The sequence below is a fragment of the Streptomyces sp. NPDC049970 genome (assembly GCF_040660235.1).
Lineage (GTDB): Bacteria > Actinomycetota > Actinomycetes > Streptomycetales > Streptomycetaceae > Streptomyces.
Window position 1 is genome coordinate 49,914 of record NZ_JBFALP010000003.1, and the last position, 15,242, is coordinate 65,155.

The 15,242-nt window shown below is 73.6% G+C and carries 7 protein-coding genes; 5 read left to right on the plus strand and 2 right to left on the minus strand.

Annotated features, from left to right (window positions below):
* Positions 1-87: 87 nt before the first annotated feature.
* Together AB0I83_RS06515 and AB0I83_RS06520 are read right to left on the minus strand one after the other, a co-directional pair.
* Entirely contained in the window at positions 88-1,677 is a 1,590-nt protein-coding gene (locus AB0I83_RS06515) for an alpha/beta hydrolase (RefSeq protein ID WP_363303828.1), read from the minus strand.
* A gap of 77 nt (positions 1,678-1,754) precedes the next feature.
* The gene (locus AB0I83_RS06520; protein ID WP_363303829.1) at positions 1,755-4,592 is read right to left on the minus strand and encodes a lysylphosphatidylglycerol synthase domain-containing protein; all 2,838 of its coding nucleotides are present in this window, start codon (positions 4,590-4,592) and stop codon (positions 1,755-1,757) included.
* A gap of 219 nt (positions 4,593-4,811) precedes the next feature.
* On the opposite strand from AB0I83_RS06520, the gene AB0I83_RS06525 reads away from it, so the two are divergent.
* The 5 genes from AB0I83_RS06525 to nudC all read left to right on the plus strand — a co-directional run bounded on the left by AB0I83_RS06525 (position 4,812) and on the right by nudC (position 15,042).
* A complete protein-coding gene (locus tag AB0I83_RS06525) occupies positions 4,812-5,300 on the plus strand; it encodes an MGMT family protein (RefSeq protein ID WP_363303830.1) in 489 nt (162 codons plus the stop codon).
* Positions 5,301-5,615: 315 nt separating this feature from the next.
* Entirely contained in the window at positions 5,616-9,047 is a 3,432-nt protein-coding gene (locus AB0I83_RS06530; protein ID WP_363303831.1) for an ATP-dependent DNA helicase, read from the plus strand.
* 60 nt (positions 9,048-9,107) lie between these two features.
* Entirely contained in the window at positions 9,108-12,644 is a 3,537-nt protein-coding gene (locus AB0I83_RS06535) for an ATP-dependent DNA helicase (RefSeq protein WP_363303832.1), read from the plus strand.
* A gap of 10 nt (positions 12,645-12,654) precedes the next feature.
* Complete coding sequence (locus AB0I83_RS06540; protein ID WP_363303833.1) at positions 12,655-14,049, plus strand: dipeptidase; 1,395 nt, start codon at positions 12,655-12,657, stop codon at positions 14,047-14,049.
* Positions 14,050-14,094: 45 nt separating this feature from the next.
* Positions 14,095-15,042 (plus strand): NAD(+) diphosphatase, encoded by a 948-nt coding sequence (gene nudC, locus AB0I83_RS06545; RefSeq protein WP_363303834.1) that lies wholly within the window; start codon positions 14,095-14,097, stop codon positions 15,040-15,042.
* Positions 15,043-15,242 lie beyond the last annotated feature (200 nt).

Genomic DNA, 15,242 nt, shown 5'->3' on the forward strand with positions numbered 1-15,242 from the left:
CCGCGCGGGAGCCGGCCCTTTCGCGCACCCGGACGTCAGCGGCTTCCGGAACCCGGGAGGGGCGCCGGTGTCCCGGCGGGAGAGGGGTCACCGGCAGACCGTCCCGGACTCCGGAACCCTCCCCTCCAGCAGATAGCCGTCCACGGCCTTCTGCACACAGGCGCTGCCGCCGTTGTACGCGCCGTGGCCCTCGCCCTTGTACGTGAGCTCGATCCCGACGCCCTTGCCGAGTTCGGCGGCCATCGCCTTCGCCCCGGCGTAGGGCGTGGCCGGGTCGCCGGTGTTGCCGATGACCAGGATCGGCGCCGAACCGGGTGCGCTGACGTCCGGTGTCTCCCAGGCCCCGGCGACGGGCCAGCCGGTGCAGGACATCAGGCCCCAGCCCAGGTAGTCGCCGAACACGGGGGAGGCCTCGCGGAACCGGGGCAGCGCCTTCCTGGTCTGCTCCAGGGTGAACCGCTGCTTGCTGTCGGCGCAGTTGACGGCCGCGTTGGCCGCGTTGGAGTTGTCGTAGCGGCCGTCCTCGGAGCGGCCGTTCAGCGAGTCGGCGAGCGCGAGCAGCAGTCCGCCGTTGCCGCCGTCGGCCTCGTCGAGCCCCTGCTCCAGCAGCGGCCAGGTCTCCTTGGAGTAGAGGGCCGCGGCGATGCCGGTCGTGGCCTGGGTCTGCGTCAGCTCCCGTTCCCCGAGCCCCGGGACGGGCTTCTTCTCCAGCTTCGCGAGAAGAGCGGCGATCCAGTCCTGGACCTCCTGGGAGGTGGCTCCGGGGAGCTTGCAGTCGTCGCGCCCGGCGCAGTCGGCGGTGAAGTTGTCCAGGGCGAGCTGGAAACCCTCGGCCTGGCCGAGCGAGGACTCCAGGGCGTCCTGCGTGGGGTCGACGACCGCGTCCAGGACGGCCCGTCCGACGTTCTTCGGGTACAGGTGCGCGTACACACCGCCCAGTTCGGTGCCGTAGGAGATCCCGAAGTAGTACAGCTTGTCGTCGCCGAGCACCTGGCGCAGCAGGTCCATGTCGCGGGCCGCGTTCGTCGTGCCGACGTAACGCAGTTCGTCGCCGGAGTTCTTCTCGCAGTCCGCGACGTAGGCCTTCTGGTCCTCGGCGAAGGCCTTCTCCTCCTCGGCGTCGTCGGGTGTGCCGTCCTTCTCGTACCGCGCGTCCAGCGTCTCGTCGTCCGAGCACTCGACGCCTTCGCTCCGGCCGACCCCGCGTGGGTCGAAGCTCACCAGGTCGTAGCGCGTGCGGAGTGTGTCGTAGTCCGTGCCGAAGGACGGCAGCGTCGCGACACCGGAGGCGCCCGGTCCGCCGAAGTTGAAGATCAGTGAGCCGATCCGGCGGTCCCGGCCCTTCGCGGCGGCGCGGATGAGGGCCAGTTCGATGGTGCGGCCGTCCGGGTCGGCGTAGTCGAGGGGTACGTCCATGAAGGAGCACTCCCAGGCCGTGCCGCCGGGCAGGGGCGAGGGCGACGTGGAAGTGCCCTGGGCGGCGCTGGGGGCCGGACAGGGTTTCCAGTCGAGCTTCTGGGAGGTCAGTTTCCCCGCCGTCGCGGTGGGCGCCGCGGTGGAGGCCGCCGAGGGCGTCGTACTGCCCGATCCACCGTCCCCGCCGTCCGAACAGCCGACCAGCGGCAGCAGCACGGTGGTGGCGAGGGCGGCGGCGCGCAGGGCGGGGGAGGTCCTCATGCCCCCATCGTGCGGGGGGACGCGGTGGACCGCGCGGGGCGCGGTCCATGCGAGTGGCACGTACTCGTGCGCATGTTCTAGAGCTGCCCCTTGCGCGTGAGCTGGTTGAAGCAGATCCAGCCGGGGAGCACCGGCAGCCACAGTGTCATCACGCGGTACAGGAGCACCGCAGGGGCCGCGACCTCCTTGGGCAGGCCGACCGCGATCAGACCCAGGGTCAGAGCGCCCTCGACCGCGCCCATGCCGCCCGGGGTGGGCGCCGCCGATCCCAGGGCGTTGCCCGCGAGGAAGACCACCGCGATGCTGGCGTAGCTGAGCTGCGGGACGTCGGGTCCGCTGAACGCGCGGATCGACGCGTCCAGGCAGAGGACGAACAGACCGGTCAGCAGCAGCATCCCGCCGATGCCGGTGACCAGCTTCTGCGGGCGCTGGACCACGTCGAGCATGCGCGGCACGACCCCCGCGAAGAGTGACCGCACCCGTGTGACGACGAACTTCCGCAGGAACGGGATCGCGGTCACCACGAGCACGAGCACCGCGACCGTGAGCAGTCCCGCGATCACCGTCCTCGACGGGGTGAGCGAGTCCGGGGTCTTCTCCGTGCCCGTCAGGTATCCGAACAGCGCCAGCAGCAGGATGTGGCAGCCGAGGCCGAACAGCTGGGAGGCGCCGACGCTCGCCACCGCGAGCCCGGGGCGCACCCCGGCGCGTTGCAGGAAGCGGGTGTTCAGCGCGACACCACCGACCGCCGCGGGTGCCACGATCTTCACGAACGACCCGGCCACCTGTGCCAGCACGGTCTTCCTGAACGGCACACGCTCCGGCACGAAGCCGAGCAGGCTCATCGCCGCGGCGATGTAGCTCAGCGCGGAGAAGCCCAGCGCCGCCGCGACCCAGCCCCACTCAGCCTGCTCCACGACCGTTCCGAAGTCGGCCTCGGTGACCTGCGAGATCAGGAAGTAGGCGGCGATGGAACCCGCGATGAAGCTGAAGAGGGTGCGCGGCTTGATGCGCTCCAGCCGGACCGGCTCGACGGGTGCCTGCGGACGGATCAGCAGCACCTGGCGGCGGATCTGCGCCAGCATGTCCTCCTCGCGGGCCTCATCGAGGGCATCGTCCATCGCCCGCTTCTCCGCCTGCTTCTCGGTGCGGAGCGACTTGCGTACGGCCTTGCGGCCCCCGGCCTCCGAGGCGTCGTGCTCCTCCTCCTTGGCCTCCTTGGCCGCGTGCGAGGCCTCGAGTACCGCCTCACGCTCGCGCTGCGACCGCTCCCGGGCGAGACGGCGCAGCGTCGCCCGGGTGGAACGGCTCAGCGCGATCGGCTGGAGCAGGGGGAGACAGTCGGCGACGGCGTCGGGTCCGAGCACCGCGAGGGCTCCGGCGACGGCCCGCTCGGCGCCCACCCGCAGCCCGGTCGTGGTCAGCAACTGGGCGACGTCCATGCGGAGGATCAGGTCGCCGGCCGCGATCTCGCCGCCCCGCAGGTCGGTGACGAACACCTTGCCGGAACGATCCACCAGGATCGCGTCCCCGGTGAGCCTGCGGTGCGCGATCCGCCGGGACTGGAGCGAGCGCACCTGTCGCCAGGCACCCCGCACCAGGTCGTCGGTGATCTCCTCGTCGTCCATCGCGTCCAGCGAGCGCCCGCCGATGTGCTCGTACACGAGCATCACCGCGTCGGGTCCGAGCTCGGAGGTGGCGATCAGCTTGGGCGCGTTGGCCCCGGCAGCGATGGCCGCGTACGCAAGGAGCGCCTCCTGCTCCAGCGCCTGGCGCAGCGACTGGATGGAGCGGCGCTGGGTGATGGTGCGCAGGGTGAGCCTGCGCCACACCCGGTAGAAGAAGCCCTGGGCCTGCTGCTCACGGTCGACCACCGTGACGTCCAGTGGTGGACCGTCCTCCAGGGTCACCAGATAGCGGCGGCCCCGGTCGCTCTGGTCGAGGTTGTCGGGGGCGTCCTCGGTGCGCATCGCGGCCACCGGACGGAAGCCCACGTGGCGCAGACCGGCCATCAGGTGCTGGCCGGTCGGGCGGACGTTCGGCGAGCCGACCGCGTACAGCGTGCCGTAGGCCACGGTCCAGCCGATCAGCACGGTGAGGACGATCGAGAAGGGCGTCGTGTAGCCGCCGACCAGCATTGCGAAGGCGTCCAGGAGCAGCACCACCCACAGCACGACCCGCCAGCGCGGTCTGCGGGCCATCCCGACCGCCGTCATGTAGGCGATCACGGGTGCGAGGTAGCCGTGCACGGGGTCGGTGAGCGCGTCCCCGGGCTGAGGCTGGGTCAGGGCGTCCCGGATCGTCCCGGAAGCCGAGCGGGCGACCCAGAGGTCGGTGGCCAGGGTCACCCCGTGGGCCAGCACGGCGGCGAGCACGCCGTCCGCGATCCGCAGCCCGTCGCGTTTCACCAGGCGCTCGATCGCGAAGGCGACCGGCACGAGGAGCACGGCGATGCTGGACACCAGTCCGGCGAGCTTGATCAGCAGGTCGGGCGCCTGGTCGGTGCCCTTGGAGATGTCGTCCTCGAGGCCGGTGGTCGTTCCCTGCGCGAAGGCGGCGATGGAGAACAGCAGGGCGATCGCGAGGACACCGATGAGGAGCCGCAGGAGGTCGGACGGGCGGTGCACCCTGGCCGGCAGCAGGGGCTCGTCTCCCGAGACCCGGTCGGACAGCGCGGCGGCGGAGGCCAGCGTCGAGCCCGAGGCGGCCCTGCGGGGCGGTTGCGACGCCCCCTCGGCCGGGGCCGCGTCGCTGTGGGGCCCGTCCTCCGTGGTGCCGCTCGCGGGGCGGGACCCCGGACGAGGGGACCCGTCACGGTCACCGGCCGACGCACCGGTCGGAGCACCGCTCGCGGCACCCGGGGAATCCGGGCGCGGCTCCGCGTCAGAGGCGTCCGCCGCCTTCGGTGGCTGCACGCCCTGCTCCTTCGTCGCCTCTGATGGATCTTCGTGTTCTCGTATCACCGGTCACCGCCCGCACGATGGTGGCACGGCCTGCAGACAGAGGGGGGCATCAGGGTGCATTGCGCGGGCGCGATGCGCAACATACGCTGCTCCGCCCCCGCGTGCGCGGTGTGTGACCGGGATGACACCGGGCAAGCCCGGCTGTCGGTGGCGTACGGCAGGATGGGACGGATGAGCGAAGACCGGAGGAGCGGCGTACGGGCGGGGCACACCGCCCCCGCGACCGCCGAGCTGCCCGCCTACGCCGAGCGGGTCCTGGACGTGGCGGACCTGATCCCGCCCGGCCGGGTCATGACGTACGGCGATGTCGCGGAGTGGCTCGGCGACGGCGGGCCACGGCAGGTCGGCCGGGCGATGGCGCTGTACGGCTCCGCCGCGCCCTGGTGGCGGGTGGTGCGGGCCGACGGCGCACTGCTCCCGGGCCACGAGCCGCGGGCGCTGGGCCACTACCGCGACGAGGGCACACCGCTGCGCGGGGCCTCGCGCGCGGCGGAAGGCCACGTCCCGCGCCTGGACATGAGGCGCGCCAGGTGGGACGGGGCTCCCGAAGGCCGCCGGGAGCCGACCGGGGACGGCGATCCGGGTGCGGGCGGCGATCCCGGCCGGGGCGGGGAGCCGGGGCGGGATCCGGGAGACGGGCAGGGGCCTGACGCGGATTAGGGTCCGGACGAGGGCGACGCTCCGGGCGGGGGCGAGAAAGCTCACATCCGACAGCTTCGGCCATCGTGCCCCGGTCGGACAGGCGGCTGGCCGGTGGACACGGCGCACCGGGTCCGCGCCCGGCGCCGGACGCTGCCCACTCGCTGCGATCGGCGCCCTCGCAGGCGTAGCGTCGTCCGGACGCGGCACTCTCCGCTCCCTCGTTCGTTTCCCTCACCACCGGGCCTTCACCCGCCCGGACCTCACCACCGGGCCGGCACCGTCGGGCCGGCCCACCGCGCAGACCGAGTACACCCACCAGGACCGGCGATCCACGTGAGCTCCTCCTCCACCACGCGCAGCAGCCCGCACCGTCAGACACGGCGGCGGGCTCCGGGCGCGTACCGGCTGGTGCGCACGCCGCCGGGACACACCGACCCTCCTCTCCTGGACGCCGCGCAGCGCGCCGTGGTTGACCACCGGGGCGGCCCGTTGCTGGTCCTCGCGGGACCGGGCACCGGCAAGACCACGACGCTGGTCGAAGCGGTCGCGCGGCGCGTCGCCGGGGGCACCGACCCCGCCCGCATCCTGGTCCTCACCTTCAGCCGTAAGGCCGCGGTCGAACTGCGCGACCGGATGACGGCCCGGCTGGGCGGTGCCCGGGGCCCGCAGGCCACCACCTTCCACTCGTACTGCTACGCCCTGGTCCGCGCGCACCAGGACGCCGACCTCTTCGCCGACCCGCTGCGCCTGCTCTCCGGTCCGGAGCAGGACGTCACCGTCCGCGAGCTCCTCGCCGGCCAGGTCGGCCTGGAGAAGGCCGGGCTCGGCCACGTCCGCTGGCCCGACGAGCTGCGCGCCTGCCTGACCACCCGGGGCTTCGCCGACGAGGTACGCGCGGTGCTCGCCCGCAGCCGGGAACTCGGCCTCGGCCCCGACGCGCTCGCCGACTTCGCCCGCCGCACCGGCCGGCCGGACTGGAGCGCCGCCGCGCAGTTCCTCGCCGAGTACCTGGACGTCCTCGACGCCCAGGGCGTCCTCGACTACGCCGAACTGGTCCACCGCGCGGTCCTCCTCGCCGAGCGCCCCGAGGTGGCGGCGGTCCTGGCACGCGGCTACGACGCCGTCTTCGTCGACGAGTACCAGGACACGGACCCCTCCCAGGTGCGGCTGCTGCACGCGCTCGCCGGCAACCGGGGGAGCGCCGCGCCCGGCACCGGCGGCGGACGGACCCTGGTCGCCTTCGGTGACCCCGACCAGTCGATCTACGCCTTCCGGGGAGCCGACGTGAACGGCATCCTGGACTTCCCGGACACCTTCCGGCGCGCCGACGGAGCCCCCGCCCCCGTCGGGGTCCTCACCACCTCACGCCGCTCCGGAGCGGAACTCCTCGACGCCACCCGGCTGCTCACCCGCCGGATGCCGCTGACCCGTCTGCCCGCCGACCGGGTCCGCGCCCACCGGGAGCCGGCCGCCGTGCGCGACGGCGGCCGCGTCGAGGCGTACACCTATCCGACGGCCTCCACCGAGCTGGAGAACATCGCCGATCTCCTCCGGCGCGCGCACCTGGAGGAGGACGTGCCGTGGCGGGACATGGCGGTCCTCGTGCGCGCCGGCGGACGTTCGCTCCCCGCCATGCGCCGGGCGCTCACCTCCGCCGGTGTCCCTCTGGAGGTGGACGGGGACGATCTTCCGCTGCGCCACGAGCCCGCGGTCGCCCCGCTCCTGACGGCACTGCGGGCCGTCGCCACGGCTGCCCTCCACCCCTCGGCGCCCGAGACCGCCGTGGACGGGGCCGGTGCCGTGGCAGGGGACGCGGGTGGCGGAGGGGACGCCGACGAACGGGTCGAAGAGGACACCGACGAGCGGCTCGAAGGGGACGCCGCCCGGTCCGGCCCGCTCGACACCGACACCGCCCTGACGCTCCTCACCTCGCCCCTCGGCTCCATGGACGCCGCCGACCTGCGCCGACTCGGCCGTGCCCTGCGCGACGAGGAGCGGGCCGCCGGAAACCGCGTACCACCGCCCTCGGGGGAACTGCTGGCCCTGGCACTCGCCGAGCCCGAGCGCCTGGTCACCCATGATCCGGCGTACGCCCGAGGCGCGCAGCGCCTCGGGGCGCTCCTGCGCAAGGCGCGCGAACTCCTGGAGGGCGGCGGCACCGCCGAGGAGGCCCTCTGGACCCTGTGGAACGGCACTCCCTGGCCCGGCAGGCTGGAGCGCGCCGCGCTGCGCGGGGGCGCGGGCGGGCGGAACGCCGACCGGGACCTCGACGCCGTCTGCGCCCTCTTCGACACCGCCGCCCGCGCCGAGGAACGCACCGGCGGACGCGGCGCGCTCAACTTCCTGGAGGAGGTCGACGCCCAGGACATCGCCGCGGACACCCTGTCCCGGCGCGCCGTACGCCCCGACGCCGTACGCCTGATGACCGCGCACCGCTCCAAAGGTCTGGAATGGCCCCTGGTCGTCGTCGCCGGAGTGCAGGAGGGGCTCTGGCCCGACCTGCGCCGACGCGGATCGCTCCTGGAGGCGGACCGGATCGGACGCGACGGCCTGGCCGAGCCGCTCACGCCCGGGGCCCTCCTGGCCGAGGAGCGGCGGCTCTTCTACGTCGCCGCGACCCGCGCCCGTGACCGCCTGATCGTCACGGCCGTGAAGGCCCCGGCCGACGACGGTGACCAGCCCTCCCGCTTCCTCACCGAACTCGGCGTCGAGCCCAGGGACGTGACCGGCCGGCCCCGCCGTCCGCTCGCGGTGGCCGCGCTCGTCGCCGAACTCCGGGCCACCACGGTCGACCCCGCCGTCTCGGACGTCCTGCGCGACGCCGCGGCCCACCGGCTCGCCCGGCTCGCGGCGCTCACGGACGAGGAGGGCCAGCCGCTCGTGCCGGCGGCCCACCCCCACCGCTGGTGGGGGCTGAACGAGCCGACCCGCTCCGAGGTACCGCTGCGCGACCGGGACCGCCCCGTCGCACTCTCCGGGAGCGCGCTCGACCAGCTGGCCAACACCTGCGCCCTCCAGTGGTTCCTGGGCAGAGAGGTGAAGGCCGACGCACCCGCGACGGCGGCGCAGGGCTTCGGCAACGTGGTCCACGTCCTCGCCGACGAGGTGGCCTCCGGGCGTACCGCCGCCGACCTGGACGTGCTGATGGAACGCCTCGACTCCGTGTGGGACGGCCTGGTCTTCGACGCCCCCTGGAAGTCCTGGCAGGAGAAGGACCAGGCGCGCGCGGCACTGGAACGCTTCCTGCGCTGGCACGTCCTGGACCGTTCCGGCCGCACCCCCACGGCCAGTGAGCACGACTTCGACGTCACGCTCGAAGCGGGCGAGTACGCGGTACGCATCCGGGGCTCCATGGACCGCGTCGAGCAGGACGCCGAGGGCCGGGCGTACGTCGTCGACTTCAAGACAGGCAAGGGGGCTCCGACCCGGGACGAGGTGGCCACCCACCCCCAGCTCGCCGTCTACCAGCTGGCCGTCGAGGAAGGCGCGGTGGACGAGGTCTTCGACGGCCGCCGCCCCGAAGCCGGCGGAGCCGAGCTGGTGCAGCTCCGCCAACCCGCCCCCAAGAAGGAGGGCGGCGACGCGCTTCCCAAGGTGCAGGCCCAGGAGCCCCTCTCCGGGGAATGGGTCTCCGACCTGCTGGCCACGGCGGCGGGCCGGGTCCTGGACGAGCGGTTCACCCCCACCACGGGCCAGCACTGCACGCACTGCTCCTTCCGGGCCTCGTGCGGCGCACAGCCCGAGGGCCGTCAGATCATCGAATGATCTTCCCGGTGGAACCGGTGCGGGACGGCGTTGTCGGTGCGTCCGGTTAGCCTTCCTGGAGTGTCCCCCCGCATCACCGATCCCGAGCAGCTCAAGGAACTCCTCGGGATCCCCTTCACCCCGGAGCAGACGGCGTGCATCACCGCGCCGCCCGCCCCGCAGGTGATCGTGGCCGGAGCCGGCTCGGGGAAGACGACGGTGATGGCCGCCCGGGTGGTGTGGCTGGTCGGGACCGGCCAGGTCGCCCCCGAACAGGTCCTCGGCCTGACGTTCACGAACAAGGCGGCCGGCGAGCTCGCCGAACGGGTGCGCAGGGCACTCGTCGCCGCCGGGGTCACCGACCCGGACGTCATCGACCCGGACAACCCCCCCGGCGAGCCCAGCATCTCCACCTATCACGCCTTCGCCGGACGCCTCCTGACCGAGCACGGCCTGCGGATCGGCCTCGAACCCACGACCCGCCTCCTCGCCGACGCCACCCGCTACCAGCTCGCGGCCCGGGTGCTGCGCGAGGCCCCCGGCCCCTACCCGGCGCTGACCAGGTCCTTCCCCACCCTCGTCAGCGACCTGCTCGCCCTGGACGCCGAGCTCGCCGAACACCTCGTACGTCCCGAGCGGCTCGCGGAGCACGACTCCGGGCTGCTCGACGCCCTCGCGACGGCCAAGCTCACCAACGCCGAGCTCCGTAAGATCCCCGAGACGTCCGCGGCCCGCCGCGAACTGCTCGAACTGACCCGCCGCTACCGGGCGGCCAAGCGCAGCCGCGACCTCCTCGACTTCGGCGACCAGATCGCACTCTCCGCCGAGCTCGCGCTCACCCGGCCCGAGACCGGCAAGATCCTGCGGGACGAGTTCAGGGTCGTACTCCTCGACGAGTACCAGGACACGTCGGTGGCCCAGCGGCTGCTCCTGGCCGCCCTCTTCGGCGGCGGGGGCGGCACCGGAGGAGACGGCGGTGAAAGCGGCGCGGCCGGCCATGCCGTCACCGCGGTCGGCGACCCCTGCCAGGCCATCTACGGCTGGCGCGGCGCCTCCGTCGCCAACCTCGACGACTTCCCGCACCACTTCCCGCACGCCGACGGCACCCCGGCGACCCGCTACTCCCTCAGCGAGAACCGCCGCAGCGGAGGCCGCCTCCTCCACCTCGCCAACGGTCTCGCCGAGCCCCTGCGCGCGATGCACGAAGGGGTCGAGGCGCTGCGCCCCGCCCCGGGAGCCGAACGGGACGGCATGGTCCGGTGCGCCCTGCTGCGCACGCACGCCGAGGAGATCGACTGGCTCGGCGACTCGCTCGCCCACCTCGTACGGACCGGCACACCGCCCGGGGAGATCGCCGTCCTCTGCCGTACCGCGGGGGACTTCCCCCGTATCCAGGCCGCTCTCGTCGCCCGAGACGTCCCGGTCGAGGTCGTCGGCCTGTCCGGACTGCTGCACCTGCCCGAGGTCGCCGACCTCGTCGCCGTCTGCGAGGTGCTCCAGGACCCGGGGGCCAACGCCTCCCTGGTCCGGCTGCTCACCGGCCCGCGCTGGCGGATCGGCGCCCGTGACCTCGCACTCCTCGGGCGCCGCGCCCGCCTCCTCGTCCACCGCTACTCGCCCGGCGACGACGGCCTCGACCCGGACCGGCGCCTCGCCGAGGCCGTCGAGGGCATCGACCCGGCCGAGGTGATCTCGCTCGCCGACGCCCTCGACACCTTCCTGGAGTCCGGCGGATCCGAGGACGACCAGCTGCCGTTTTCCGCCGACGCACGCGTCCGCTTCGCCCGCCTCGCCGCCGAGCTCCGCGATCTGCGCCGTTCGCTGGCCGATCCCCTCATGGACGTCCTGCACCGGGTCCTCTCGACGACCGGCCTCGAAGTGGAGCTCTCCGCATCGCCCCACGCCCTGGCCGCCCGCCGGCGCGAGACCCTCGCCAACTTCCTGGACGTCGCCGCCGGCTTCGCCGCTGTGGACGGGGAGGCGACGCTGCTCGCCTTCCTCGGCTTCCTGCGCACCGCCGCGCAGTACGAGAAGGGCCTGGACAACGCCCTGCCGGGAGGCGAGAACACCGTGAAGGTCCTCACCGCGCACAAGTCCAAGGGCCTTGAGTGGGATGTCGTCGCCGTACCGGGACTGGTCACCGGCCAGTTCCCCAGCACGCAGTCCCGGGACGCGTGGACCTCGCAGCCGCAGGTGCTCCCGCACGCGCTGCGGGGCGACACGGCCACGCTTCCCGCTCTCGACTCCTTCGACGCGAAGGGCCTCAAGGCGTTCAAGGAGGAGATGAAGGAGCACCAGCGCACCGAGGAACTCCGCCTCGGCTACGTCACCTTCACCCGCCCCCGCACCCTGCTGCTCGGCTCCGGCCACTGGTGGGGTCCCTCGCAGAAGAAGCCCCGCGGCCCGTCCGCCTTCCTGGACGCGCTGTACGAGCACTGCGTGGCCGGATACGGCGAGATCGAGGCCTGGGCCGACGAGCCCGAGGAGGGCGAGGAGAACCCGGCGCTCCAGGAGGAGGACGCCGACCAGATCTGGCCGCTCCCGCTGGACGACACCGCCATGGCCCGCCGCCGCGCAGCCCGTGACACGGTGCTGGCCCACCTGAAGGCCCTGGCGGCCGAGCCTGCGCCGGACCCGCACGACGCGCTGCCGGAACCCACGCACGCGGGCCCGCACGGATCGGCGTACGGCGAGGAGCCCCTGCCCGGCGGGGGTTTCCCGAACGAGCCCCCTTACGGCGAGGAGCCCCCGTACGACGAGGAGCCACCGGGCGGCGAGGAGCCCCCGTACGACGAGGCCGACGTGCCGTACGCCGACCCGTTCCCGGACGGTGAGCCGTCCCCTCCGCCCGCCGAACCTGCCGCTCCCGCTCCGGCCCCCCACGTTCCCGCCGCCCGCGCCCCCGTGGGGGCGGACCTCACCCCGGAGGAGTCCCGCACCCTCGCCTCCTGGGACCGTGACCTCGACGCCCTCGCCGGAGAGCTGAGGCGTGCCCGCGCCACCGTGCGCGACGTCGTCGTGCCCTCCACCCTCTCCGCAACCCAGCTGCTGCACCTCGCCGACGACCCCGACGGCTTCGCACGGGAGCTCGCCCGCCCCATGCCCCGGCCCCCGCAGCCCGCCGCCCGCCGGGGGACCCGCTTCCACGCGTGGGTGGAGTCACGCTTCGAGGAACTGCCGCTGCCCATGCTGGGACCGGACGAGCTCCCGGGGGGCGACGCGAGCGACGCGGAGATCGCCGACGAGCGGGACCTCGCCGAGCTGAAGGAGGCGTTCGAGCGCACCGCGTACGCCCGGCGCACCCCGTACCGGGTCGAGGAGCCCTTCCAGATCGCCCTCGGAGGCCGGGTGATCCGTGGCCGGATCGACGCGGTCTACCGCACGGGGGAGACGTACGAGATCGTCGACTGGAAGACGGCCCGGCACCGCACCGCCGACCCGCTCCAGCTCGCCGTGTACCGCCTGGCCTGGGCCGAACTGCACGGCCTGCCGCTGGAGGCGGTGACCGCTACCTTCCTCTACGTACGCACCGGGGACACGGTCCGGCCCGCCGGTCTGCCCGGCCGTGCGGAGCTGGAGAAGCTCCTGCTGGACGAGCCGGCTCCGCGGGGCCGATAGGCTCATGCGTATGAGCGACACCCCGGACAGCGTCGTCCGTACGTACACCCAGCAGCACCGCGCGGCCTTCCTCGACGACCTCGCCGAGTGGCTGCGCATCCCGTCCGTGTCCGCTCAGCCGGAGCACGACGGGGACGTGCGGCGCAGTGCCGGATGGCTGTCCGCCAAGCTCGCCGAGACCGGATTCCCGGTCACCGAGATCTGGGAGACACCCGGCGCCCCGGCGGTCTTCGCCGAGTGGCCCTCGGACGACCCCGGCGCACCCGTCGTGCTGGTCTACGGCCACCACGACGTGCAGCCCGCGGCCCGTGAGGACGGCTGGAGCACCGACCCGTTCGAACCGGTGATCCGCGAAGGCCGGATGTACGGACGGGGAGCGGCCGACGACAAGGGCCAGGTGTTCTTCCACACCCTCGGCGTACGCGCCCACCTCGCGGCGACCGGCCGTACGAGCCCCGCCGTGCACCTCAAGCTGCTCGTCGAGGGTGAGGAGGAGTCCGGTTCGCCGCACTTCCGCGCGCTGGCCGAGGAACACGCCGCCCGTCTCGCCGCCGACGCCGTGATCGTCTCCGACACCGGCATGTGGGACGAGAACACCCCCACCGTCTGCACCGGCATGCGCGGCCTCGCCGAGTGCGAGATCGAGCTGTTCGGACCCGGCCAGGACATCCACTCAGGATCTTTCGGCGGGGCCGTGCCCAACCCCGCGACCGCGCTCGCACGCCTCGTCGCGGCACTCCACGACGAGGAGGGCAGGGTCGCGATCCCAGGCTTCTACGACGGGGTGGCCGAGCTCACCGAGACGGAACGGGCGCTCTTCGCCGAACTGCCCTTCGACGAGGCGACCTGGCTCCGCACGGCCTCGTCCCGGGCCACCGCGGGTGAGAACGGCTACTCCACCCTGGAGCGCGTCTGGGCCCGGCCCACCGCCGAGGTCAACGGCATCGGCGGCGGCTACCAGGGTGCGGGCAGCAAGACCGTCATCCCGTCGTCGGCCCTGGTGAAGCTGAGCTTCCGGCTGGTCGCGGGCCAGGATCCCGACCGCGTCCAGGGCTTGGTCCGCGACTGGGCCGAGGGACGCGTCCCGGACGGTGTCCGGCACCGGATCACCTTCTCCCCGGCCACCCGCCCCTGTCTGACGCCCCTGGACCACCCCGCCCTCCAGGCGGTCGCCCGGGCGATGGGACGGGCCTTCGGGACCAGGATCCTCTTCACTCGCGAGGGAGGCTCCGGGCCCGCCGCCGACCTGCAGGACGTGCTGGGGGCACCCGTCCTCTTCCTGGGCATCTCCGTGCCGTCCGACGGCTGGCACGGCCCCGACGAGAAGGTCGAGCTCGACCTCCTCCTCAAGGGCGTGGAGACCACCGCCCACCTCTGGGGCGAGCTGGCCGACGCACTCCGCTGAATCCTCTGAACGCCCGTCCCACCCCCGGGGGAGTAGGAAGCACCTGTGAGCACCTTCGACAACGCCACCGCAGACCGCCCGATCGGTCTCACCGCGCCCAGCGGCATCGACCGCGCCGCGCACCACCGGCTCGACGAGGCCTGGCTCGCCGCGGCCTGGAGTCACCCGACGACCAGAGTCTTCGTGGTCTCCGGGGGCCAGGCGCTCATCGACGACACCGCGGACGGCGGCACCGAGCTCGTCATGACACCGGCGTTCGAGGCGCCCGTCACCGAGACCCACCGCTACTTCCTGGGCACGGACGAGGAGGGCGTGCGCTACTTCGCCCTCCAGAAGGACACCCTGCCGGGCCGCATGGACCAGTCCGCACGGCCCGCCGGCCTGCGCGAGGCGGGAATGCTCCTCGGCCCGCGCGACGCAGGCCTGATGGTGCACGCGGTGGCCCTGGAGAACTGGCAGCGGCTGCACCGCTTCTGCTCACGCTGCGGCGAGCGCACCGTCATCGCCGCGGCCGGCCACATCCGCCGCTGCCAGGCCTGCGGGGCCGAGCACTATCCGCGTACCGACCCCGCCGTGATCATGCTGGTCACCGACGACCAGGACCGTGCGCTGCTGGGACGCCAGGTGCACTGGCCGGAAGGCCGCTTCTCGACCCTGGCCGGCTTCGTCGAACCGGGTGAGTCCATCGAGCAGTCCGTCGCCCGCGAGGTGTTCGAGGAGGCGGGGGTCACCGTCGGCGAGGTCGAATACGTCGCCAGCCAGCCCTGGCCGTTCCCGTCCAGCCTGATGCTCGGCTTCATGGCACGTGCCACCTCCTCGGAGATCACCGTGGACGGGGAGGAGATCGAGGAGGCCCGCTGGTTCTCCCGCGAGGACCTGGCGGAGGCCTTCGACTCGGGCGCGGTACTGCCGCCGTTCGGCGTCTCGATCGCGGCGCGCCTGATCGAACTCTGGTACGGCAAGCCGCTCCCCAGGCCGCGCAGCGCCGCCTGACGGCCAGCACGCGCACGCAGCCGCCTTACGGCGACCAGGCGTACGACGGAGGGCCCCCGCTCGGGTGCATCGCGGGGGCCCTCCGTCGCGGGCGGGGCCGGATCAGGCGCCGGCCTTCCGCTCGCGACCCGGGTCGGCGGGGGAGCCGGGCGGAAGCCGGCCACGGTGCAGGCCTTACCGATCAGCCGCTCCCGCTGGCT